22 protein-coding genes are annotated in these 24,144 nt (G+C 66.9%); 18 read left to right on the forward strand and 4 right to left on the reverse strand.

Annotated elements, in window-relative coordinates; genetic code table 11:
* From A5650_RS21655 to A5650_RS21700, 10 genes are all read left to right on the forward strand, one after another.
* Entirely contained in the window at nt 1–1,458 is a 1,458-nt protein-coding gene (locus A5650_RS21655) for an MCE family protein (RefSeq protein WP_067296523.1), read from the forward strand.
* Between the two features lie 28 nt (nt 1,459–1,486).
* A complete protein-coding gene (locus A5650_RS21660) occupies nt 1,487–2,527 on the forward strand; it encodes a virulence factor Mce family protein (RefSeq protein ID WP_067296527.1) in 1,041 nt (346 codons plus the stop codon).
* On the forward strand, nt 2,524–3,873 hold the full coding sequence (locus A5650_RS21665) for an MCE family protein (protein ID WP_067296733.1): 1,350 nt from the start codon (nt 2,524–2,526) through the stop codon (nt 3,871–3,873). Before A5650_RS21660 ends, A5650_RS21665 begins: the two co-directional genes overlap by 4 nt.
* Entirely contained in the window at nt 3,870–5,198 is a 1,329-nt protein-coding gene (locus A5650_RS21670) for an MCE family protein (protein WP_067296530.1), read from the forward strand. The genes A5650_RS21665 and A5650_RS21670 overlap by 4 nt, the downstream gene beginning before the upstream one ends.
* Nucleotides 5,195–6,349 (forward strand): virulence factor Mce family protein, encoded by a 1,155-nt coding sequence (locus tag A5650_RS21675; protein WP_067296534.1) that lies wholly within the window; start codon nt 5,195–5,197, stop codon nt 6,347–6,349. The genes A5650_RS21670 and A5650_RS21675 overlap by 4 nt, the downstream gene beginning before the upstream one ends.
* 1 nt (nt 6,350) lies before the next feature.
* Nucleotides 6,351–7,853, forward strand: coding sequence for an MCE family protein (locus A5650_RS21680; RefSeq protein WP_067296538.1), 1,503 nt, complete (start codon nt 6,351–6,353; stop codon nt 7,851–7,853).
* A 133-nt stretch (nt 7,854–7,986) separates the two neighbouring features.
* A complete protein-coding gene (locus A5650_RS21685; protein ID WP_067296541.1) occupies nt 7,987–8,658 on the forward strand; it encodes an Rv1363c family protein in 672 nt (223 codons plus the stop codon).
* The gene (locus A5650_RS21690) at nt 8,655–9,431 is read left to right on the forward strand and encodes an Rv1363c family protein (protein WP_231992724.1); all 777 of its coding nucleotides are present in this window, start codon (nt 8,655–8,657) and stop codon (nt 9,429–9,431) included. Before A5650_RS21685 ends, A5650_RS21690 begins: the two co-directional genes overlap by 4 nt.
* A gap of 6 nt (nt 9,432–9,437) precedes the next feature.
* Nucleotides 9,438–9,731: an alpha/beta fold hydrolase gene (locus tag A5650_RS21695; RefSeq protein ID WP_067296544.1), complete on the forward strand. Its 294-nt coding sequence runs from the start codon at nt 9,438–9,440 to the stop codon at nt 9,729–9,731.
* A 10-nt stretch (nt 9,732–9,741) separates the two neighbouring features.
* A complete protein-coding gene (locus A5650_RS21700) occupies nt 9,742–11,007 on the forward strand; it encodes a DUF1298 domain-containing protein (RefSeq protein WP_067296547.1) in 1,266 nt (421 codons plus the stop codon).
* Between the two features lie 9 nt (nt 11,008–11,016).
* Here the strand turns inward: A5650_RS21700 and A5650_RS21705 are convergent, their stop codons facing one another.
* Nucleotides 11,017–12,537 (reverse strand): HNH endonuclease signature motif containing protein, encoded by a 1,521-nt coding sequence (locus A5650_RS21705; RefSeq protein ID WP_067296549.1) that lies wholly within the window; start codon nt 12,535–12,537, stop codon nt 11,017–11,019.
* 228 nt (nt 12,538–12,765) lie between these two features.
* Between A5650_RS21705 and A5650_RS21710 the strand changes: the two genes are divergently transcribed.
* Complete coding sequence (locus tag A5650_RS21710; RefSeq protein WP_067296562.1) at nt 12,766–13,287, forward strand: DoxX family protein; 522 nt, start codon at nt 12,766–12,768, stop codon at nt 13,285–13,287.
* A gap of 130 nt (nt 13,288–13,417) precedes the next feature.
* Nucleotides 13,418–15,160, forward strand: coding sequence for a DUF3556 domain-containing protein (locus A5650_RS21715; protein WP_067296565.1), 1,743 nt, complete (start codon nt 13,418–13,420; stop codon nt 15,158–15,160).
* 18 nt (nt 15,161–15,178) lie between these two features.
* Here the strand turns inward: A5650_RS21715 and A5650_RS21720 are convergent, their stop codons facing one another.
* Nucleotides 15,179–15,970 (reverse strand): FadR/GntR family transcriptional regulator, encoded by a 792-nt coding sequence (locus A5650_RS21720; protein WP_067296740.1) that lies wholly within the window; start codon nt 15,968–15,970, stop codon nt 15,179–15,181.
* A gap of 298 nt (nt 15,971–16,268) precedes the next feature.
* Between A5650_RS21720 and A5650_RS21725 the strand changes: the two genes are divergently transcribed.
* From A5650_RS21725 to A5650_RS21735, 3 genes are all read left to right on the forward strand, one after another.
* A complete protein-coding gene (locus A5650_RS21725) occupies nt 16,269–17,426 on the forward strand; it encodes a thiolase family protein (RefSeq protein ID WP_067296569.1) in 1,158 nt (385 codons plus the stop codon).
* Nucleotides 17,423–18,220: a crotonase/enoyl-CoA hydratase family protein gene (locus tag A5650_RS21730; RefSeq protein WP_067296572.1), complete on the forward strand. Its 798-nt coding sequence runs from the start codon at nt 17,423–17,425 to the stop codon at nt 18,218–18,220. Before A5650_RS21725 ends, A5650_RS21730 begins: the two co-directional genes overlap by 4 nt.
* A 104-nt stretch (nt 18,221–18,324) precedes the next feature.
* Complete coding sequence (locus tag A5650_RS21735; RefSeq protein WP_067296575.1) at nt 18,325–19,467, forward strand: acyl-CoA dehydrogenase family protein; 1,143 nt, start codon at nt 18,325–18,327, stop codon at nt 19,465–19,467.
* Between the two features lie 66 nt (nt 19,468–19,533).
* Here the strand turns inward: A5650_RS21735 and A5650_RS21740 are convergent, their stop codons facing one another.
* Complete coding sequence (locus tag A5650_RS21740; protein WP_067296578.1) at nt 19,534–20,286, reverse strand: fasciclin domain-containing protein; 753 nt, start codon at nt 20,284–20,286, stop codon at nt 19,534–19,536.
* A 171-nt stretch (nt 20,287–20,457) separates the two neighbouring features.
* Between A5650_RS21740 and A5650_RS21745 the strand changes: the two genes are divergently transcribed.
* From A5650_RS21745 to A5650_RS21755, 3 genes are read left to right on the forward strand one after another with little or no spacing between them, the layout of a single operon-like run.
* On the forward strand, nt 20,458–20,982 hold the full coding sequence (locus tag A5650_RS21745) for a gamma carbonic anhydrase family protein (RefSeq protein WP_067296583.1): 525 nt from the start codon (nt 20,458–20,460) through the stop codon (nt 20,980–20,982).
* A 34-nt stretch (nt 20,983–21,016) separates the two neighbouring features.
* Nucleotides 21,017–22,165: an NAD(P)H-binding protein gene (locus tag A5650_RS21750; RefSeq protein ID WP_067296587.1), complete on the forward strand. Its 1,149-nt coding sequence runs from the start codon at nt 21,017–21,019 to the stop codon at nt 22,163–22,165.
* Nucleotides 22,162–22,884 (forward strand): type II CAAX endopeptidase family protein, encoded by a 723-nt coding sequence (locus tag A5650_RS21755; RefSeq protein ID WP_082950884.1) that lies wholly within the window; start codon nt 22,162–22,164, stop codon nt 22,882–22,884. The genes A5650_RS21750 and A5650_RS21755 overlap by 4 nt, the downstream gene beginning before the upstream one ends.
* Here the strand turns inward: A5650_RS21755 and tet(V) are convergent, their stop codons facing one another.
* Nucleotides 22,885–24,144, reverse strand: coding sequence for a tetracycline efflux MFS transporter Tet(V) (tet(V), locus tag A5650_RS21760; RefSeq protein ID WP_067296746.1), 1,260 nt, complete (start codon nt 24,142–24,144; stop codon nt 22,885–22,887).

Below are 24,144 nucleotides of genomic sequence, written 5' to 3' on the forward strand. Positions count from 1 at the left end.
ATGGACGATCGAGAAGGCCTGCACCCCGCTTGGTGGACACTGATCCTCGCGATACTGATCGTGGTGGCGCTCTGGCTGACCTACGCGCTGTTCGTCGGCTCGTTCAGGAAGACCGAGACCGTCACGTTGACCTCCGAACGTTCGGGTCTGGTGATGGAGACCAACGCGAAGGTCAAGTTGCGTGGAGTACAGGTGGGCCGGGTCGCCGCGATCGAGGGCGGCTCCGAACCGGTGGCGCTGAAGCTCGAGATCGACAGGGACAAACTCGAATTCATCCCCGCCAACGTCGAGGCGCAGATCCGGGCGACGACGGTCTTCGGCGCCAAGTTCGTCGACTTGATCTATCCCAGCAACCCCAGCAGGCAGCGGCTCGAACCCGGTCAGGTGATCGTGTCGCGCAACGTCACCGTCGAGGCCAACACCGTGTTCCAGAACGTGGTCGACGTGCTCGAGCAGGTCGACCCCGCCAAGCTCAACAGCACCCTGTACGCGCTGGCCGAGGGTGTGCGCGGTCAGGGCGAGCGCATCGGCCAGGCCACCACGGATGCGAATCAGGTTCTGCTGGAACTCAATCCGCGCAACGAAACGATCACTCAGGACTTGCGGGCGCTGCGGGACTTCAACAACACCTACAGCGCTGCCGCCCAGGACCTCGTGACCACTCTCGACGCGGCCAGCACCACCAGCGCCACGGTGACCGCGCGCGCCAGCCAACTGGATGCGTTGCTGCTGGCCACCATCGGGTTCTCGAACAGCGGTATCAGCCTGCTCGCGCCAAACCAGCAGAATCTCATCAAAGCGATCAACGTGCTCGAGCCGACGACGAACCTGCTGTTCAAGTACAGCCCGGAGTACACCTGCCTGCTGACTGGCGCAAAGACGTTGTTGGATACCGGCGGGTACGACGCGCCGGGTGGCAACGGCCGGACGCTGGTGCTGGACGTGGGTCTGACGTTGGGTGACGATTCGTACAAGTACCCCAACCATCTGCCGGTGATCGGGGCCAAGGGCGGGCCGGGAGGCAAGCCCAGCTGCGGCTCGCTGCCCGACGTCGCGAAGAACTGGCCGGTGCGAAACTTGGTCACCAACACCGGATTCGGCACCGGACTCGACTGGCGCCCCAACCCCGGAATCGGGTTCCCGGGCTATGCCAACTACCTCCCGGTCACCCGGGCCGTGCCCGAACCGCCGAGCGTGCGCAACCTGTTCGGCGGACCCGCGCCTGGTCCGATCCCGTATCCGGGCGCCCCCGCTTACGGTGCAGACCTGTACGCCGACGACGGCACCCCGCTGTGGCCGGGCCTGCCGGCGGCGCCGCCGCCGATGGCGCCGCGCGATCCGGGCGCCACCCCGGGGTCGGAGCCGTTCATCGTCCATTCGCCGGCGCAGATGCAGCCCACGCCGCTGCCGCCGACACCATTGCCCACCCCGGCCCGGCCGGGCCCCCCGTTCGGATGATCCACGACGCGATGAGAGGTAAGACGCCATGTCGAGCGTGAACGCCAGGGTTCGACGGGACGCACTGCGTCTCGCCGCGTTCCTGGGGGTGTGCGTGCTCGGCGTGTTCGGGCTGTTCGCGGTCTTCGGGCAGATGCGCTTCGGGGAGGTCACCAACAGCTACGTGGCCGAGTTCACCAACGTCACGGGGCTGGAGAACGGCGATTTCGTCCGCATCGCCGGTGTCGAGGTCGGCAGGGTCAAAAAGGTTGAGATACAACCGGATACGACGGCACGTGTGGAGTTCACCGCCGAAGAGTCGGTGGTGCTGACCGAGGGCAGCAGGGCGGTCATCCGCTATGACGACCTGATCGGAGGCCGGTACCTCGCGCTCGAGGAGGGGGCAGGCGGAGTCAAGAAGCTCGCGCCGGGCGGCACGATCCCGCTGGCACGCACGTCGCCGGCGCTCGACCTCGACGCCCTGATCGGTGGGTTCCGCCCGCTGTTCCGGGCGCTCGACCCCGATCAGGTCAATGCGTTGTCCGGCCAGCTGATTCAGGCGTTACAGGGCCAGGGCGGAACGATCAACTCGTTCCTGTCTCAGACGGCGGCGCTGACGACAACGTTGGCCGACCGTGACCGGCTGATCGGTGAGGTCCTCGTCAACCTCAACGTCGTCCTGGGATCCCTCGGCGACCAGAGCGACCAGTTCGCCAAGGCCGTCGACGCGCTGTCGGAACTCGTCGCGACCCTGCAGGGGCGCAAACAGGACATCAGCAACGGGCTGGCGTACACGAACGCCGCGGCCGCGACCATCACCGACCTTCTCGCCGAGGCCCGCCCGCCGTTCTCCAAGACGATCCACGAGACGGACCGCGCCGCGGGGATCGTGGTGGCCGACCACGAGTACTTCGACAACCTGCTCAACACGTTGCCCGATGCATACCAGGCGCTTGCGCGACAAGGCATCTACGGTGACTTCTTCACGTTCTATCTGTGCGACATCGTGCTCAAGCTCAACGGTAAGGGCGGTCAGCCGGTGTATGTGAAGGTCGCCGGGCAGTCCACCGGGAGGTGCGCGCCGCGATGAGGCCTTTCTCCGAACGCAACCAACTGGTCATCGGCGCCGTCGGTCTGGCGTTGACGATCGCGATCGTTCTGGGGTCGCTGAACTACCAGCGGCTGCCCTTCCTGAAGGGCAACGAGTACTCGGCCTATTTCTCCGAGGTCGGCGGGCTGGAACCCGGTGAGGCCGTGCAGGTTTCCGGTTTCGAGGTAGGCCAGGTCCAGTCGATCGAGCTGGATGGGTCGCGTGCGCTGGTCAAATTCACCGTCGCCAAGCACATCCGCCTCGGTGATCGCACCGAGGCGGCGATCAAGACCCAGGGCCTGCTGGGCACGAAGATCCTCGAAGTCACGTCGCGCGGTGAAGGGCGACAGGAGGGCACGATTCCCCTCGACCGCACGACGGCGCCGTACGAACTGCCGGACGCGTTGGGCGAGTTGGCGATGGCGATCAGCGGCCTGAACACCAACCAGTTGTCCGACTCGCTGCGCGTGCTGGCCGACACCTTCTCCGAGACGCCGCCGGAGCTGCGCGTCGCGATCGAAGGCGTGGCGCGGTTCTCCGACACGCTGAACCAGCGCGATGAGCAACTGCGCGGCTTGTTGGGCAACGCCAACAAGGCCACCACGGTGCTGGCCGAACGCAGCAACCAGATCGTCAGCCTGGTCAACAACACCAACGCACTGCTGGCCGAGCTGAGGAGCCAGAGCGCCGCGCTGGACGAGGTCTCGGGCAACATCTCGGCGCTCAGCAGGCAGTTGGGCGGTTTCATCGCCGAGAACCGTGAGACCATGAAACCGGCCCTCGAGAAGCTCAACGGCGTTCTGACGATCATCGACAACCGCAAGGAACGTTTGCAGAAGTCGCTCGAGCTCCTCACCGACTATTCGATGTCGCTGGGCGAGTCGGTGTCCGGCGGACCGTTCTTCAAAACCTATGTGGCCAACCTGCTTCCGGGTCAGTTCCTGCAGCCGTTCATCGACGCCGCGTTCTCCGATCTGGGCCTCGACCCGAACGTGAAATTGCCCTCAGAGCTCACCGACCCGCAGGTCGGACAGCCCGGCACGCCCGCACTGCCCGTGCCGTTCCCGCGCACGGGCCAGGGTGGCGAACCGCGGCTTACGGTTCCCGACGCGATCACCGGCAACCCCGAGGACCGTGCGTGTGGGTTCCCGGGCCTGCCGTTGCCCGGTCCGGGTTGCTACCCGTACCGCGAACCGATTCCGGCGCCGCCGCCGGGCGGACCACCGCCGGGACCGCCCGCGATCGCACCGCCAGGGTTGCAGTCGACGCCTGATCCGACGCCGTCCCCGGTTGCGGTGCCCGCACCCGGCGCCGTCGACCACCTCGCACCGGAGGGCGGACAATGACGCGCTCCGCCCGTAACCTGTTGGCCGTCGCATTGGTCGTGATCCTGGCCGGCGGCGCAATCGTGTTGTTCCGCAACACCGAACGGGTCAACCGCACACACGTCGTCGCCTACTTCGAGAACGCCAACGGCATCTATCCGGGTGACGCGGTCCGCATCATCGGCGTGCGGGTCGGCGAGATCGAGTCGATCGAACCGCAGCCCGAACGCGTCAAGATCTCGTTCTGGTACGACAGCAATTACAAGGTCCCCGCCGACGCGAAGGCCGCGATCCTGTCGCCCTCCGTCGTGACGGCGCGCAGCGTCCAGCTCACGCCCGCCTACACCGGAGGGCCGGTGCTGAAGAACGACGCGGTCATTCCCCAGAGTCGCACCGCCGTTCCCGTCGAATGGGACCAGGTGCGTCAGCAATTGGAGAAGCTCGCCAAGACACTGCAGCCGACGGAGCCCGGCGGAGTGAGCCCGCTGGGATCGCTCATCAACACCACCGCCGACAATCTGCGCGGAGAAGGCGCCAACATCCGCGACACCGTCATCAAACTGTCGCAGGCGGTGACGGCGTTGGGCGACAAGAGCACCGACGTCTTCTCCACCGTCAAGAATCTGGCGCTGCTGGTGTCGGCGCTGCAGGACAGCACCGACGTGATGCGTCAGCTCAACCAGAACCTGGCGACCGTGACGGGACTGCTGGCCAACAATCCCGACGAAGTCGCCAACGCCGTCCGTGATCTCAACAACGTCGTCGGCGAGGTGCAGACATTCGTGGCGGAGAACCGTGAGACGTTGGGCACCACATCGGACAAGTTGGCCGGTGTGACCCAGGCGTTGACCGACAGCCTCGCCGACGTCAAACAGTTCCTGCACGTCGCGCCCAACACGCTGCAGAACTATGTGAACATCTGGCAGCCCGCACAGGGCGCTGTCAGCAGCGTGCCGATGCTCAACAACTTCGCCAACCCGTTGTCCTTCCTGTGCGGAGCGATTCAGGCGGCGTCGCGGCTGGGCGCCGAACAGTCGGCGAAGTTGTGCGTGCAGTACATGGCGCCGATCCTGAAGAACCGCGAGTACAACTTCCTGCCGATCATGCAGAACGTGTTCTCGGGCGCGTCTACGAGGCCGAACGAGCTGACCTACAGCGAGGACTGGTTGCGTCCCGATTACATTCCGCCGCAACCTGTTCCGGCGCAAGCTCCGCCGCCACCGTCGGCGATGGCGCAACCCGCGCCGCCGCCTGCCGGTCCGCCGCTCGCCGCGGAGGCGCCGGTGACGACCAATCCGGCCGACGGTCTGCACGGGCTGATGGTGCCGCCTGGGGTGGGGCCATGATGGGGCGCAGGTTGATTCGCGTAGCTGTCGCCGTGGCGGCGTCGGCCGCGGTGTTGTCCGGCTGTTCGGACTGGCGCGGGCTGAACTCCGTTCCGCTGCCGGGCGTCGAAGGTACCGGGCCCGGTGCGTTCACCATCCAGGCGCAGATGCCCGACGTCGACAACATCGAACCGAACTCCCGCGTGCGCGTCGCGGATGTGAACGTCGGCCACGTCACCAAGATTCAGCGCCAGGACTGGCATGCCCTGGTGACGATGGAGCTCAACGGCAACGTCGATCTGCCGGCCAATTCGACGGCCAAGCTCGGCGTGACCAGCTTGCTTGGTTCGCTGCACATCGAACTGGCGCCGCCCACAGACGTTGCGCCGCAAGGCAAGCTGAAGGAAGGCTCGCTGATCCCGCTGTCGTCGTCGAGCGCGTATCCCAGCACCGAGCAGGCGCTGGCCTCGGTCGCACTGCTGCTCAACGGCGGTGGGATCGGCAACATCCACGACATCACCGAAGCGCTGAGCATCGCCTTCACCGGCCGCGAGAACGACCTGCGCAGCCTGATCGAGCAGCTCGACATCGCGATCGGCCACCTCGACGATCAGAAGCAGGACATCATCGAGGCCACCGAGGGGTTGAACAACCTGATCGGGCAGTTCGCGGAGCAGAAGCCGGTGGTGGACAAGGCTTTACGAACCATTCCCGATGCGTTGGCCGTACTTCGGGATCAGCGCGAGAACCTCGCCGAGGCGCTGACCCAGCTCGGCAGGTTCAGTGCGCTCGCCGCCGACTCGGTCAACCAGACCAAGGAAGCGCTGGTGCAGGAGCTCAAGGACCTGGGTGTGGTGTTGCAGGAACTGGCCAATGCGGGCCCTGCGCTCACCCGCGCGCTGAGCTTCCTGCCCACCTTCCCGTTCCCGAAGGAAACGCTGCTGAACTGGATGCGCGGCGATTACGCGAACCTGACGTTGATACTCGACCTGACGTTGAGCCGCATCGACTCAGGGTTCTTCACGGGGACGCGGTTCGAGTGCAACTTGACGTGGCTGGAGCTGCAGTGGGGACGCACCATCGGGCAGTTCCCCAGCCCGTGCAATCACAACGTGCCGCCACCGGGCGGTAACCCGCTGGTTGCGCCGTATCGCTGGGATCAGGGGCCGTGACATGAGAATGACTCGCCGGATCCTCATCCAGATCGCGATCTTCGCGGTGATCGCTACCGTCGCGCTCGCGATCATGGTCTTCGGCTACATGCGGCTGCCGGACCTGCTCGGAGTCGGGCAGTATCGCGTCACCCTCGAACTGCCGGAAACGGGCGGGCTCTACCCGCGGGCCAACGTCACCTACCGCGGCGTGCAGGCCGGCGAGGTGAAAAGCGTCGAACTCACCGACACCGGCGTACAGGCGGTGCTGTCGCTCAACTCCGACATCCGGATTCCCGCCGACCTGGAGGCCGAGGTGCACAGCGTGTCGGCCGTCGGTGAGCAGTTCGTCCAGTTGCTTCCGCGCAGCGGGGACGGCCCGGAGCTGAGGAACGGCGACGTGATCCCCGCCAGCCGCGCCCGGGTTCCGACTGACGTCAACACGGTGCTCAACGACACGGCCCGCGGCCTGCAGGCCATTCCGCAGGAGAACCTGAAGACCGTCGTCGACGAGGCCTACGTCGCGGTGGGCGGCCTCGGACCCGAACTGCGGCGCCTGGTCAGCGGCAGCTCGACGCTCGCCATCGACGCCCGCAAGAACCTCGATCCGCTGCTCACGCTGATCGACGAGTCGAAGCCGGTGCTGGACACCCAGATCGACACCTCGGACTCGATTCAGGCGTGGGCGGCGAACCTGGCCGACATCACCAGTCAGCTGCAGAGCCAGGATCCGGCGGTGGCGGGCATCCTCGAGAAGGCGCCCGGCGCAGCCGAAGAGGCGCGTGCGCTGTTCGACCGGCTGCAACCCACGCTGCCGATCGTGCTGGCCAACCTGGCCAGCGTCGGCGAGGTGGCCGTGAAGTATCAGCCGAGCCTCGAACAGCTGCTGGTTCTGCTGCCGCAAGGCACCGCGGTCACGCAGGCAGTCGGCGTGCACAAGCGCAACACCAAGCAGGACTACATGGGCGATGCGCTGATCTTCAACCTGAACGCGATCCTGCCCGCGCTGCCCGCGCCTCTGCCGTTGCCGCCGCAGAACCTGCCGCCGCCATGCACGACGGGGTTCCTGCCGCCCCAGCAGCAGCGCGTGCCGGTTTTCGAGGACTATCCCGACCGGCCGCGCGGCGACCTCTACTGCCGGACGCCGCAGGACGCCCCGTTCAACGTCCGTGGCGCGCGCAACCTGCCGTGCGTCACGGTGCCCGGCAAGCGGGCGCCGACGTGGCAGATGTGCGAGAGCGACGAGCAGTACGTGCCGCTCAACGACGGCTACAACTGGAAGGGCGACCCGAACGCGACGCTGTCGGGCCAGCCCATCCCGCATGTGCCGCCGGACGTGCCCCTCGTCGAGCTGACACCTCCGCCGCCGGGTACGCCGCCGCTGCCCGTCACGGCCGCCGAGTACGACCCCGAGTCCGGCTCCTACGTCGGACCGGATGGCAAGGTGTACACGCAGTCGAACCTGGCGAACGGCGCGTCGGGGGAGAGGCCCTGGCAGTCGATGCTCATCCCGCCGGGAAGCTGACACCTATCTCTGTCGATCCGGACGTGGTGCCCCCTCCACGGCCAGGTTCCGACGCTATGGTGTCCTGCGCGTAGGTTGTAGCCGACCTGTGTACCCGATCACGACTTGGCCCGCGGGCCGCAGAGGAACGTAGATGGCAGACGAGACCACTCCCGGCGAGGACGTGAGCGGGTCGACCCCCGACGTCGATACCGCCGCCGAAGGTCCCGAGTCGACGACGCCGGCTGCCGAAACGGCCGAAGACATCGGTGACTCCGAGGATTTCGACGCCGCGCAGAGCGCAGAAGAGGACGCCCAGCCCGCCGCGCCCAAGCAGCCGATGTCGCACGTCAGGCTGGCGACCATCGTCGGCCTGGTGGTCGTGGTCGCCCTGGCAGCGCTGACCGGCTGGCTCGGATACCGGGCGTACGAGTCGCGAAAGGCCGAAGACCTCCAGAACCTGTTCCTGCAGGTCGGGCGGCAGGGCGCGCTGAACCTCACGACGATCAGCCATGAGCACGCCGAGGAGGACGTGCAGCGCGTCCTGGATTCGTCGACTGGCACGTTCTACGACGACTTCCAGGCCCGTTCGCAGCCGTTCGTCCAGGTCGTCAAGCAGGCGCAGTCCAAGTCCGAAGGCAAGATCGCCGAGGCGGGGATCGAGTCGTCCAACGACAACGAGGCCCGGGTGCTGGTGGCCGTCACCGTCAACACGACCAATGCCGGGGCGCCCGAGCAACAGCCGCGGTCCTGGCGGATGAGGATCACGGTGCAGAAGACCGGCGAGGACGAGGCCAAGATCTCGAATGTGGAGTTCGTACCGTGAGCAAGAGACACCGACTTCCGAGGCGTAACCCCGACAACGGCGCCGCCACCGACGAGTCCGCCGAGAAGGGCACGGAGTCGACATCCGAGGCGGTCGAGTTGACGGAGTCGACGGCCGAGACGACTGAGGCTCCCGCTGAGGCTCCGGCCCCGACGGAGAAGACCGAAGCCGCCGAGACCACCGCTGCGGAGCAGAGCACCGCGGAGACCGCGGAGGAGAGCACCGCCGCGGAGGAGACCACCGCTGCAGAGGAGACCACCGAGTCCGCGGAGGCCGCCCCCAAGCGGCGCATCAACTGGGCCCGCGTCGTTGCGTTCGGCCTGCTGCCCGCGCTCGCGCTGCTATTGGCGGCCGGGGCGGGCTATCTGAAGTGGGTCGACAACTCCGTGCGCGATTCGGACGCGGCGCGCGCCGAATCGGTGCAGGTCGCCAAGGACAGTACGGTGGCGATGCTGTCGTACAAGCCGGATACCGTCGAACAACAACTCAACGACGCGCGCTCGCTGCTGACCGGTGAGTTCGAGGAGTCCTACACCGGGCTCATCAACGACATCGTCATTCCCGGGGCGAAGCAGAAGCAGATCTCCGCGGTGGCGTCGGTGCCGGCGGCGGCGTCGGTGTCGGCCGATCCCAACGAGGCGGTCGTGCTGGTGTTCGTCAACCAGACCGTGGTCGTCGGCCAGGATGCTCCGACGGACACCGCTTCCTCTGTGCGCGTGACGCTAGAGAAGATCGACGGCCGCTGGCTCATCTCAAAATTCGACCCCGTGTAGAGGTCCGTGGCGGCCGAACCCGAGATCATCGTCGAAGCGCCGGGCGTGCGGTTGCGCGCGCTGAGTCGGGGCGCTGAACTGCATCAACATTGGTTGTCCGCGCCGCAGCTGCCGACGTTGTACCTGCATGGCGCCGACGACGGTTGCGCCTCAGCCGATTACGCGAATTGGGTACAGCGGGTACCGCCGGAGGACAGCGGGGTCGCCAAGGGCGAACGGGCCGGACATTTCCTGCAGCTCGAACGGCCTGAGGCGGGGGCCGGACACATCATCGACTTCATCGGCGCGGCAAGCGCTTAGCCTGGGGGACATGAGCCGGCGACTGGCGACGGTGGACGCGCAGACGTACTGGATGTCGGCGAAAATCCCGAGTGATCAGTTCCTGCTCTATGGCTTCGCGGGTCCCGTCGGCGATCTCGACGCGGCTGTGGCGCGAATCGTTGACCGGGCGCGCGGATGTAACGAGTTGCGAATGAGGGTGCGGGACGGCAATGTGCTGACGTATCCGCAGTGGGTATCGGCGGATGTCGCGCCGAATCAGTTCGCGATGCACGCCGAAGGCAGCAGCTGGTCGGAATGCCTGGCGACGGTCGCGGGGTTGAGTGCGGACCAACTCGATCCGCGGGCCATGGCATGGCGGCTGCACATCTTTCCGAGTGTCGAGAGAATCCCCGGCACGGCCGTCGGCACGGTCGCGGTGCTGCAGGTGGCGCATGCGCTGGGGGACGGATTGCGGTCATCGGCGTTGGCGGCGTGGTTGTTCGGGCGGCAGGCGGCGGTAGCTCACATCGCGGCACCGGAGCCGTTCCGAGGGCTTCGAATGCCGTGGCGCGGGCTGGCGGCTGCGCGGGCGCATCGGCGGCTCATTCGGGATACCGAGGCTGGACTGGTTCCGCCCCAGGCGGATTCGCGTCCCGTCCTGCGGAGCAATACGCGGCCGGAGGGGCTGCGCAGCATCCGGACGGTGGTCCGGCTGCGATCGGAGATTCGGGGGCCGACGGTGACGGTCGGTGTGCTGGCTGCGGTGTCGACGGCATTGGCCGCGCACCTGCGGGAGTTGGGTGACGACCCGTCGCTGTTGGGCGCAGAGGTGCCGATGGCGAAGGCGGGGGAGCGCCGCGCGCACAACCACTTCGGCAATGTGAGCGTCGGTCTGTATCCGGATATGCCGTTTGGTGCGCGTATCGAACGGATCGCCGATGAGCTGAAGCAACGCCGGATGCGTGCCGCCCACCCCGCGATGATCGCGGCCAGCCGCGCCTCGGCTGCTGTGCCCGCCGCGCTATTACGTTGGGGCGTCGGGAAGTTCGACACGACGCTGCGCTCGCCGACGGTCACCGGGAACACCGTCGTCTCGAGCGTGAACCGCGGACCCGCGGACCTGCGCTTCGATGATTCGCGTGTGGTGATCACAGCCGGATTCCCCACGTTGTCTCCGATGATGGGGCTCACGCACGGCGTCCACGGCATCGGCGACGCCATCGCCGTAAGCATCCATGCGGCCGAATCGTCGATCGGCGAAATCGACTCGTACGTCGAGAAGTTGGAGGTCGCGTTGACAGCCGACAACCCCTAGGGGGGCGCCTTAGAAGGGTGGGGGCCGATTGCGTTCGTCGGCGTAGTGCTGGTTTCGGTAGCGTTCGGCTTCGATTGCCGCAATGCGGTTCTGTTCGCGGGTTCGTGTGCGGCGCGGCATTTTCAGGGTGCGCGCCTGCTCGAGGTCGGTGGCGGTGGTGTCGATGGTGGTGTCGATGGTGGCCGGTGCGGTGGGTTGGCACAGGTCGGGAAACATGAGGCGGCTGGCGGGGTGGGTGGTGTAGGTCTGGCCGTGGCGGGAGGTCCACTCGATGGTGCCGTCGCGATGTTGTACCTCGCGCCAGCCGGCGAAGGTTTTGAGCAGGTGGTGGTGGCGGCACAGACATTTGAGGTTGGCGGCTTGGGTGGGCCCGGCGGGGTAGGCGAGGGTGTGGTCGATATCGCAGGCGGTGGCCGGAACGTCGCAGCCGGGGAAGCGACACGTCAGATCGCGGCAGCGCACGAACCACGCCAAGTTCTCCGACGGGCGGTAGCGCGGTTCGGGCCCGGCATCACCGGGGTGGATCACCGGCTGGAGTGTGGCGGTGCGGGCCACGGTGGCGGCCAGCAGCGGCGCGGGCACCAGACCCTTGCCCATCAGATAGCCCGGATCGGTGACCGCCGGGCCGGCTTGGCTCGCCGAGGCGTCCGGGGCGTCGGTGTCGGCGGGTTCATCTTGCGGGTTGTAGGGGGCGTTGCCGTGCAGGGTGGCGGGGGTGTCATCAGACAAGGTCTCGTGGCGGGCGATGACGTGGATGACCACCGCGCTCGGGGTCGCGGCGGCGGCGTGGCAGTCGGGACGCCCGCAGGCGCATTGCAGTCGCTGGGCGCCGTGGCCCAGGGCGCCCAGGGCATCAGCGCGGCGTTGGTCGGCGGTGCGCGGGTCGTGCTCGCACACCGCGGCGGCCATCGCATCCAGGCGCGCGTCGAGGGCGGCGGCGTCGGCGGCGAACAACCAGCCCTCGATCTTGGCGGTGCCCGAGCCGTCGGGCGGGTCATGGATCACCACGTCGCGGCCCAGCGCGGCGTTTTCGGTGCGCCGCACCGCGGCGGGGTCGTAGCGGTCCACGCAGGTGTCGATGGCGGTGTCGAGTTTGGTCGCCGACAGGGTGCCCCACCCGGGCAGCTCGCCGGCCAACTCGGCGTCGATTTTGGCCAGCGCGGCCGCATCGCGCACCAGTCGGGTGCGATGGGTCACCGTGGCCACCATGCGGTAGGAGATCGCGCCGGAGGCGAACACCGTGGCCACCGCGGGCAGGCGCTGGCGCAGATCATCGGCGATCGAGAGTTGGTGCGAGGCCACCCCCAGGGAGACGCCTTGGGCGGCGGCGACCTCGGCGGCCGCGATCGCCCAGTTGTCGATGCACCACTGTTCGCGATCGACCGCCCCGGCCTGGCGGATCAACCCCTCCAGCACGTCGGCACAAGCGGCCAGCCGGCGCGCGCAGGCGGCGTTTTCCACCCGCGCCCACGCCCCGATCGCCCCCGCACCCCGCGACCGACCGGCCACCCCCACCAACTCATCGAACATGTGATCGAACCTATTCGTGTAAGGGCTTCCCCACCAGGATGAAACAGAACTTGGGGATAACAGTCCCGATTTGAGTCGAGATATCGGAAGACCGCTCGTCTTATTCGGGCTAGGAGCAGCCCTGGTCGCGTTGAGGGCTGCGCAGCGTCGTGCCCGACGACGGCTGGCCCCCCTCGCACCTAGAGGGGGACTGGGCAGCGGCTTAACACATGGCCTAGATTTTGTTGCATGACTGCCTACGACGTCGGAGTGCTGATCCTGCGAGTGGTCCTGGGCCTGACCATGGCCGCCCACGGCTACAACAAGTTCTTCGGACCCGGGGGCCTCAAGGGCACCGCCGGGTGGTTCGACAGCATGGGGATGCGGCCGGGCAAGTTCCACGCCCGTGTCGCCGCGACGACCGAGATGGCGGCCGGCATCGGCCTCGCCGTGGGCCTGCTGACCCCGATCCCGGCGGCGGGCTTCGTCGCTCTCATGCTCGTAGCGGCGTGGACCGTCCATCGGCCCAATGGCTTCTTCATCGTCAAGGAGGGCTGGGAGTACAACCTCGTGCTCGCGGCCGCCGCAGTCGGCATCGCCACGATCGGCGCTGGCAAGATCAGCCTCGATCATCTGCTGTTCAGCTCGACGGGCTTCTACGACCTGCTGCACGGCTGGTGGGGTCTGGTCATCTCGCTCGGTCTCGGCCTCCTCGGCGGCATCGGCCAGCTGGCGATCTTCTACCGCCCGCCGGCCAAGACCGACGCCTGACGCCGAGCCCGTCGCGAACTGCACAACAGGGTTGTCAGAGGTGTCGCGACCACGACCCTCTTGTAGCTTTCGCGAGACGCGTTGAGGATCTGGAACTACATAGCTAGAACACGTTCTAGTCTGTGTTCCCATGGGGTTCTTGAAGCAGGACGCGCCCGTCGTCGATTTCGAGGAATGGAGTAAGGGCACCCGCGCCCAGAAAATCGTGCCGATGGCCCGGCACTGGGCCGAGGTGGGATTCGGGACGCCCGTCGTCCTCCACCTCTTCTACGTCGTCAAGATCCTGCTCTACATCCTCGGCGCATGGCTGGTCGCGCTCAGCACCACGGGCATCGACGGTTTCACCAATGTCGCCTCCTGGTACAACGAGCCGATCGTGTTCGAGAAGGTCGTGCTGTACACGATGCTGTTCGAGGTTGTCGGCCTCGGCTGCGGGTTCGGCCCCCTCAACAACCGGTTCTTCCCGCCGATGGGCTCGATCCTGTACTGGTTGCGGCCGAAGACGATTCGGCTGCCACCGTGGCCGACCCGCATCCCGCTGACCAGAGGCGACACTCGCACGCCGTTCGACGCGCTGCTCTACGGAGCACTTCTGGTGCTGCTCGTCGTGGCGATCTTCTCCGACGGCACCGGCCCGATACCCGAACTCGGCACGACCGTCGGCGTGCTGCCGGTGTGGCAGATCGGCGCCATCCTCGGGGTCCTCGCCGTGCTGGGCCTGCGCGACAAGGTCATCTTCCTGGCCGCGCGCGGCGAGGTGTACGCCTCGCTCGCGGTCTGCTTCCTGCTCGCCGGCCCCGACATCATCATCGCGGCCAAGCTCGTATGCCTGACGATCTGGCTCGGCGCCGCGATATCGAAGCTCAACAAGCACTTCCCGTTCGTCATCTCCACGATGATGAGCAACAACCCGGTGTTCCGGCCCAAGTGGATCAAACGCAGGTTCTTCGAACACTTTCCGGATGATCTACGGCCGGGCCGGGCGTCGCGATGGCTGGCGCACTTCAGCACCGCAATCGAAGGACTGATCCCGCTGGTGCTGTTCTTCTCCCACGGCGGCTGGCCCACCTACATCGCCGCGTTCGTGATGCTGGTCTTCCACTTCGGCATCCTGTCGTCGATACCGATGGGTGTTCCGCTGGAGTGGAACGTCTTCATGATGTTCTCGGTGCTCGCATTGTTTGTGGGGCACACCGACATCGGCCTCGCTGACCTGCAGAGCCCATGGCCGATCGTGTTGTTCGCCGTCGTCGCTGGCACCGTGGTGATGGGAAACCTGTTCCCGCGCAAGGTGTCCTTCCTTCCCGGCATGCGGTACTACGCGGGCAACTGGGACACCGGGCTGTGGTGTGTGAAGCCGTCGGCCTCACAGAAGATCGAAGAAAACGTGGTCTCGATCGCGAGCATGCCCCAGGCCCAGATGGAACGGTACTATGGCAGCCCGGAAACCGCGCAGATGTACTTGTACATGGGATATGCGTTCCGCGCCTTCAACTCTCACGGTCGAGCGATGTTCACCCTCGCGCACCGGGTGATGGCGGGGCACAACGAGGACGATTACGTCCTGACCGATGGTGAACGCATCTGCAGCACTGCGATCGGGTGGAACTTCGGTGACGGGCACATGCACAACGAGCAGCTGATCGACGCATTGCAGAAGCGCTGCCACTTCGAGCCCGGCGAGGTGCTCGTCGTGCTCATCGACGGTCAGCCGATCCACAAACAGCGGCAGGAATACCGGCTGGTCGACGCCGCCACAGGGGAATTCGAGCGTGGCTACATCAAGGTCGCCGACATGGTGACGCGCCAGCCGTGGGACGACACCATCCCCGTGCACGTGACGTGGCAGAGAGACAAGGCCGACGCGCCATAGCTAGGCCATGACGCCGGGCTAGCCCATGACGTCGCGGACCTTGACATCCTCGAGGCCCTGCAACAGCAGTTCCCGTGCGGTGTCGAGGTGCTTGCGCCAGTGCGCTTCCGCGGCTGCGCCGTCACCGGATCGCAACAGCTGCATCAGCTTTCGGTACGACCGCATCAACTTGTCGAAGTCGGTCCGGGAGACGGGACGGCGTTCCTTGAACAGGAAGGCGTTGTGACGCACGGTGATCTCGTGCAGCATCCCGGCGATAATGGACAGCGTCGCGTTGCCCGAAAGCTCGACGACGCGCAGATGGAAGTCGCCGGTCGTCTCGGCCAGGGTGTCGTTCTTCCAGCCCGACGGCACATGCTCTTCGAGCAGCCGGTCCAGCTCGTTGAACGACTCCTCGGAACCGGACTCGGCCAGCAGCCGCACCGCCATCGGCTCGATACCGGCGCGCGCGGTCATCAGGTCGGCGATCGTCGCACCGGACAACTCCAGCAGCAGGCCGGCGGGACGCGCCACGATCTCGGGGCCTGGCACCCGCACGCGCGCACCGGTACGCGAACCGCGCCGCACCTCGACGAGGCGCTCGGATTCGAGAACCCGCACCGCCTCCCGCAGGGTCGGCCGGCTCACCCCGAAGTGGGCCATCAGCTCGGCCTCGTTGGGGAGGAAGTCGCCGTCCTTGAGTTGGCCGTCGACCACCATGCGACGCAGCGTGCCCGCGACGAGCTCGGCGGTCTTCGGAGACCGGACCGTCGTTCCGGCACCGACGCCGTCCGGACCGATCATCGGCGCCAGCGGTGTACTTCGAGCCACCACATCTCCCCAAGCGATTCTGGCCGTCAGCCAGCTGTACAACTCAGTAAACCATGTGCGTCGGCCACTGAGAGCAAAGGACTCGGCGCGGGCGCCGCGACGCGACATGTCGGGAGGGACGAAACCTTATCCCGAATGACCAGGTTGCGCGACCCTCCGCTACGTTCGGCGGCACCCGCGGCGGACCAGCAGGACGCCGCCCACCAACCAGTAGGTTGACCTAGTAAACCTTGTTCGTTTACGTTCGGGGGTGGACCCCGCGTATGGGTGAATCATCGAACTTCGAAGGAGAAGTGTCATGGCTGAAGCCGTCATCGTCGAGGCAGTACGGTCGCCCGTCGGCAAGCGCAACGGCGGGCTGTCCGGGGTTCACCCCGGTGAGCTGTCGGCCCAGGTGCTCAATGGCCTCGTCGAGCGTGCCGGCGTGGATCCGGCCCTGGTCGACGACGTGATCTGGGGCTGCGTCATGCAGGCGGGCGAGCAGGCGCTCGACATCGCCCGTACCGCCGTCCTGGCGGCCGGATGGCCGGAGAGCGTCCCCGGTGTGACCGTCGACCGTCAGTGCGGCTCGAGCCAGCAGTCGGTGCACTTCGCCGCTGCCGGCGTGGTCGCCGGTCACTACGACGTCGTCGTCGCCGGCGGTGTCGAGGTCATGTCGCGCACCCCGATGGGCTCGTCGCTGGCAAACGGCGGCCATCCTTACCCGGAGGCGTTCCGGGGTCGCTACAGCCAGACCCCGAACCAGGGCATCGGCGCCGAGATGATTGCCGAGCAGTGGGGCTTCGACCGCACCACGCTCGACCAGTTCTCCCTCGACTCGCACGAGAAGGCGGCCGCCGCGCAGGACTCCGGCGCCTTCGACGACCAGATCGTCGGCATCAAGACCAAGGATGAGGACGGCAACGAGAGCGTTGTGCTCAAGGACGAGGGCATTCGCCGCGGCACGCCGATCGAGAAGATGGCTCAGTTGAAGCCGGCCTTCAAGGAGGACGGCGTCATCCACGCCGGTAACTCCAGCCAGATCTCCGACGGTTCGGCGGCGCTGCTGTTCATGTCGGCGGAGAAGGCCAAGGAGTTGGGGCTCAAGCCGATCGCCAAGGTGCACACCGCGGTGCTGGCCGGATCCGATCCGGTGATCATGCTGACCGCGCCGATCCCGGCCACCCAGAAGGCGATCAAGAAGTCGGGCCTGAGCCTGGATCAGATCGGTGTGTTCGAGGTCAACGAGGCGTTCGCGCCCGTTCCGATGGCGTGGCTCAAGGACATCGGCGCCGACGAGAAGAAGCTCAACCCGAACGGCGGTGCGATCGCGCTCGGCCACCCGCTCGGCGGTTCGGGTGCCCGCATCATGACGACGATGCTGTACCACATGCGGGACAACGGGATTCAGTACGGTCTGCAGACCATGTGCGAGGGTGGCGGCCAGGCCAACGCCACCATTCTCGAACTGTTGTGACGACCGAAGTGACGACGCCCGCGGCGCTCACCGAGCGCCGCGGGAACGTCATGCTCATCACCATCAACCGTCCCGAGGCGCGTAACGCCGTCAACAGTGCGGTCAGCACCGCGGTCGGCGACGCGCTGCAGGCGGCGCAGGACGATTCCGAGGTGCGCGCGGTGGTCATCACCGGTGCCGGTGAATCCTTCTGTGCCGGTGCCGACCTCAAAGCGATTGCGCGACGGGAGAGCCTGTTCCACCCGGAGCACGCCGAGTGGGGATTCGCCGGCTACGTGCAGCACTACATCGACAAGCCGACCATCGCGGCGGTCAACGGCACCGCGCTGGGAGGAGGCACCGAACTCGCGCTCGCCAGCGATCTGGTGGTCGCCGAAGAGCGTGCGAAATTCGGTCTACCCGAGGTCAAGCGAGGCCTCATTGCAGCCGCCGGTGGGGTGTTCCGCATCGTCGATCACCTGCCGCGCAAGGTCGCGATGGAGTTGCTGTTCACGGGCGAGCCGATGTCGTCGGCCGACGCGCTCAGGTGGGGTCTGATCAACCAGGTCGTGCCCGACGGCACCGCGGTCGAGGCGGCGCTCGCGCTCGCCGAACGCATCACCCGCAATGCGCCGCTTGCGGTTTGGGCGAGCAAGCGGGTGGCGATGGGTGTCGACGACGGCGTCATCACCGGCGACGAAGCCGGATGGTCGAGGACCATGCGTGAGATCTCGACGGTGATCCGGTCAGAAGACGCCAAGGAAGGACCGCTGGCGTTCGCCGAGAAGCGCCAGCCCGTATGGAAAGCCAAGTAAGCGCCCTGACGAGCGCTTGCGCGAGGAAGAGATAACACCGACGAGCGCTTGCGCGAGGAAGAGATGACACCGACGAGCGCTTGCGCGAGGAAGAGATAACACCGATGAAGAGAACGATCTACGAAGCCGAACACGAAGCTTTTCGGGAAACCGTCAAGGAGTACATCGAGCGCGAGCTCGTCCCCAACCACGAGAAGTGGGAGACCGAGCGCATCGTCGACCGGTCGGCGTACACCGCTGCGGGCAAGTACGGACTCATCGGCTTCAACATGCCCGAGGAGTTCGGCGGCGGCGGCTCCGACGACTTCCGGTTCAACGCGATCATCGACGAGGAGATCGCCAAGGCCGGTGTCCATGGACCCGCGCTGAGCCTGCACAACGACGTCGTCGGGCCGTACTTCAAGGACCTGACCAATGACGAGCAGAAGCAGCGGTGGCTGCCGGGCATCGCCAGCGGCGAGACGATCATCGCGGTCGCGATGACCGAACCCGGCGCGGGCAGCGACCTGGCCGGCATCCGCACCTCGGCGGTGCGCGACGGTGACGACTGGATCATCAACGGCTCCAAGACCTTCATCTCGTCGGGCATCAACTGCGACCTCGTCGTCGTGGTCGCGCGCACTGACCCCGAAGCCGGTCACAAGGGCTTCTCGCTGTTCGTGGTCGAGCGCGACATGGAGGGTTTCAGCCGCGGCCGCAAGCTCGACAAGATGGGCCTGCACTCGCAGGACACCTCGGAGCTGCACTTCGAGAACGTCCGCGTGCCGAACGCCAACCTGCTGGGAAAGGAAGGTCGCGGTTTCTACCACCTCATGACCAACCTGCCCTCGGAGAGGCTGTCGATCGCCATCTCGGCCATCGCCGGCGCCCGTGCAGTTTTCGACGAGACGTTGCAATATGCGAAGGACCGCAAGGCTTTCGGCCAACCGATCGGCAGCTTCCAGCACAACCGATTCCTGCTCGCCGAGATGGAGACCGAGCTCGAGGTCACCGAGAACTACATCGATCGCTGCCTGCAGGGCGTCGTCGACGGTGAGCTGACCGCGGTCGAAGCGGCCAAGGCCAAGTGGTGGGCGACCGAGGTCGCGAAGAAGGTCGTCGACCAGTGCGTGCAGCTGCACGGCGGTTACGGCTACATGATGGAGTACCGCGTCGCCCGCGCCTACGTCGACGGACGAATCCAGACGATCTTCGGTGGCACCACCGAGATCATGAAGGAAATCATCGGCCGCGATCTGGGCGTGTAAGTCCGGCCCAACGCCAAAGCCCCCGAAACAACGGAGTTTCGGGGGCTTTCGCGTGTCGCGTGACGATCAGGCGGTCGGAGCCTCAGCCGGGGCCGGCTCGGCCGGAGCGGCCGGCTCGGTGGTCTTGGTGGTCGTCTCGGTCGTGGTCGTCTCGCTGGTCGACGTCGCCGACGGCGTCATCGCGTCCGGCGGGCTGGCCGGATCGAGCACCGCGTCGATCAGATAGATCCGGGCGTTGGCCGCCTGGATGCCACCGCAGACCACCTTGGCGGTGTCGTTGATCGTCACGTCGGCGTTCTCACCGGTCACCTTGATCTCGGCGCCCTGCTGCGTCGGCCGCTGACCCTTCACGTCCTTGGGTCCGAGGATCCCGAGAAAGACGTGGTAGTAGTCGAAGTCCGTCAGCGCGGCGGGGTTGGCCTTCAGCGCGTCCAACTGCGCGGGCGGAAGCGCGGCGAACGCCTCGTTCGTCGGCGCAAAGACAACGTACGGGCCGTTCTCCAGGACGGGCACCACGTTGACGGCGGGATTGAAGCCACCCGAGATCGCGGAGTAGAAGGTGCTGGCGTCCGGGATTGCCTGCAGGGCCTGACCGACGGGAAGGTTGTTCAGCGACTTCCAGTTGGGCACGGCCTCCTTGAAGGCGTCACAGCCCTTGCCCTCCGGGTTCGGCATCTCGACCTCCTTCGTGGTGGTCGGCTCCGCCGGCTGCTCGGGCGCGGGCGGGTCGGCGTACGCGGTTACGGCCAGCGGCACCGAAAAGGCGATCGCGGCGATTCCGGCGGTGGCACCAAGAGCTTTGCTGGTGCGAGTCTTCACTTACGGCTCCTCAGCTAGACAGGTCGAAACGCATGTTAAAGGCAGCGCTACGCGACTGCCAAAGTCGTCACCTCGCCAAACGGCCCCCGCATGCGCTCTGACCTGCGCGTTGTCAATCTGCCCACATGGTGCTCCGAACGGCCGCAAAAGAGCGTGCATACGATGGCCCGCATGCCCGAGCCGCTGATCGTTGCCATTCGTGGTCGCAGACCCTCCCTGCACGCCGAGGCGTGGGCGGCGCCCAATGCCAGCCTGATCGGGCAGGTGACGCTCGCCGCGCGGGCCAGCGTCTGGTACGGCGCGACGTTGCGGGCCGAGGCCGAGCCCATCGAGATCGGTTTCGGCACCAACATCCAGGACGGAGTGACCGTCCACGTCGACCCGGAGTTCCCGGTGTGCGTCGGCGACGAGGTCAGCGTGGGGCACAACGCCGTGCTGCACGGCTGCGTCATCGAGGACGGGGCGCTCATCGGCATGGGTGCGGTCATCCTGAACGGCGCGACGGTCGGGCAGGGCGCGCTGATCGCGGCGGGCGCGGTGGTGCCGCAGGGATTCGTCGTGCCGCCGCGCACACTCGTCGCCGGCGTTCCCGCCAAGGTGCGCCGCGACCTCAGCGACGCCGAAGTCAACCACAACCGGTACAACGCGCAGGTGTATCAGCACCTCATCGATCTGCACCGCGACGCGTCCGCGTAGATTCTCCGGGGTTCGATCCGGGTACAGGCCTAGCGTGAAACGTCTCCGTACCCTGGTGACCGGCGCCTCCGGTTACGTCGGCTCCCGGCTCGTCACCGCTCTGCTCACCGAGGGCCACCATGTCGTCGCGGCAAGCCGAAACCCGGACAGGCTAGCCGATTTCGGATGGCAGGATCGCGTGACCGCGGTCGCGCTGGACGCCCACGACGCGGACTCGGCGCGCTCGGCGTTCGCCGACGCCGGCCCCGTCGACGTCGTGTACTACCTCGTGCACGGGATCGGGCAGCCCGACTTCCGCGAAGCCGACAACCGCGCGGCGGCCAACGTGGCCCAGGCCGCCAAGGACGCCGGCGTGCGCCGCATCGTGTACCTCGGGGGTTTCGTGCCCGACGGCGACGACCTCTCCGAGCACCTGGCGAGCCGCGCCGAGGTCGCCGAGGCGTTGCATGTCGACGGCGGACCCGACGTGGTGTGGCTCGGCGCAGCCATCATCATCGGGGCAGGGTCGACGTCGTTCGAGATGCTGCGTTACGTGGGCGATCGGTTCCTGATCATTCCCATGCCGGCGTGGTCGGCCAACCCGATCGACCCGATCTCGATCTGCGACGTGCTTCACTACCTCGTCGCCGCCGCGGACAGTGAGCGCGTGCCCGCCGGGGCCTACGACATCACCGGCCCCGAAACCACGTCCTACGCCGAGCTGCTGCGGACCTACGCACGGATAGCGGGGAAGTGGCGGGCCGAACTTCCGGTCAACGGCGTCGACACCGGTCTCGTCTCCTGGGTGACGGCGGCGGTGTTGCCGGTCCCGGGCGGGCTGGCGGCCGACCTCGTGCAGTCGCTGGACCATCCGATGATGGCCTCCGAGACCGGGCTGCGTGAGTTCGTGCCGGACCCGCCCGCCGGGCTCATCGGTATCGAGGAGGCCATCACGCGGGCGCTGGCCAGCCGTCGGCGCCGGCCCGTCGACGACCTCACCGACCCGCACCACCTCGCCGACACCGATCCCGGCTGGGCCGGTGGCGACACCCTGCGTCTGCGGCAGATGGCCGGTGCGGTCACACCGTCGATCGCGCGGCCCGCACTGGGGCTCATCGGCGGAGTGCCCGGGCCCGTCGCCGGCGCGGTGCGCACCGGGCTCGACACGCTGCTGCACTTCATGCCGAAGGTCGTTCCGACGTGACGGAGCCAACGCAGACGCGCCCGGGTTTGCTTCGGGAGATCCGCGACATTGTCGGCGCGTGTCCCGTTCCACATCACGAGCCGCCCCGCGTCGTACGACGTAGGCGCATTATCGTCGCGGTCGTGCTCGTCATCGGCGCCGCGCTGCTCGGGTACTCGCTGACCCGCCCGCCCGGCGACCAATCGTTCTACTGGTTGACGCTGGCGCTCGCCGGGGTGTGGGCGCTCGGCGCGCTGGTGTCGGGACCGTTGCACATGGGCTGCATCCGCTTCCGCGACCGCAACCAGCGACCGGTGATCACCGGTATCGCAATGGGTTTGGGCCTGGGTGTGGTGTTCCTCGTCGGCGGTCTTATCGCGCGTGAGATCCCCGGTGTGCGCGAGTACATCACGCGCGTACTGGAGTACGCCGACTACGGTCCGCTGGTACTGGTCACGTTCATCACCGTGATCAACGGCCTGGCCGAAGAGATGTTCTTCCGCGGCGCGCTCTACACCGCGTTGGGAACCGTGAAGCCGGTGCTGATCTCGACCGTCTTCTACGTGATCGCGACCGCGGCCACCACCGGCAACCCGATGCTCGGCTTCGCAGCGATCATCCTCGGCACGGTCTGCGCGTTCGAACGCCGGGCGACCGGCGGCATACTCGCACCGATGCTGACTCACTTCTTCTGGGGCCTGGTGATGGTGCTCGCACTGCCGCCGCTCTTCGGCGTCTAGTCAGCGCAGGGGATGGGCGAGCTCGTCTCGTCGCATCCGGGCCGCCCATACCGCGACGGCCGCGACCAATACCGGGACAATGCCTGCGACGAGGAAAATCGTCTGTACCGAAACGACTTTCGACAGCGGTCCGACGATCGCGAACGACACCGGCATGAACGCCAGCGAGACGAAGAAGTCGAGGCTCGAAACACGGCCCAGCATCGCCGTCGGCACCCGTCGCTGCAGCAGCGTGCCCCAGATGACCATTCCCGTCCCGTCGGTGAACCCGATGACGAACGTCGCAACCGCCATCACGACGAACGAGGACGTGAAGCCGAGCACGACCAGCGGTATGGCGCCCACGCTCCACATCGCCATCATCACCGACAGATACCGGCGCGGCATGCGGCCCGACGACACCGTGAGTGCGCCGAGTGCACTGCCCAATCCGAAGAATGCAAGGATGAATCCGTACGTGCGGGCCCCGTCGGCGAAGCGGTCCTTGGCGATGAACGGCAGCAGCACCTCGATCGGCCCCAGAACGACCAGCACAAATATGCTCGCGAACAACAGCGTCCACAACAGCCAGGGGGTGCCGAGCATGAACACGAAGCCGTCGCGCAGATCGCGCAGCACATGTGGGCTCTGCTGTGCTGCAGGCGGTTTCAGGGCCGGTCTGGTCGCCACCAGTAACGCCAGGCCAAGAGCGAACAAGACGGCGACCGCCACTGCCCCGACCGCGGGGAAGGTCGCGCCGACGATGACGCCGACGGCGGCCGGGCCGATTGCGCGCTGGAAGACCGGGCGCACCACGCCCTCCACGCCGTTGGCCGCGAGCAGCTGCTCGGGCGGAAGGAGCCGCGGCAGGATCGCGCTGTAGGCGGGAAAGAAGAACGCCGCCGCGGTTCCCAGCGCCGCTGCGCCCACTGAGAGGTGCCAAATCTGCAGCGCGCCAAACAGTCCCAGGACCGCGATCGCCGACGAGGCGACCACGTTGACCGTCTCGACCCCGATGATGACCGACCGCTGCGGGAAGCGGTCAGCGGCGATACCGCCGACCAACACGAACGCGACCAGGGCGCCGCCGAAGCAGGTCGTCACGATCGACAGCGACACGGGATCGTTGTTCAGTTCGATGACCTGCATGGCCAGCACCACCGCGAACATGCCATCGGCGAAGATCGACAACGTCACCGCCGCGATCAGCAGGCGGTACTCGCGGATGCGGAACGGTGCGAGCACGCGCCAACGACCGGCGATGTGCGCCGGCCGTTGAAT

This window comes from Mycobacterium sp. 1164985.4 (assembly GCF_001668575.1).
In the GTDB taxonomy this organism is placed as follows: Bacteria; Actinomycetota; Actinomycetes; order Mycobacteriales; family Mycobacteriaceae; genus Mycobacterium.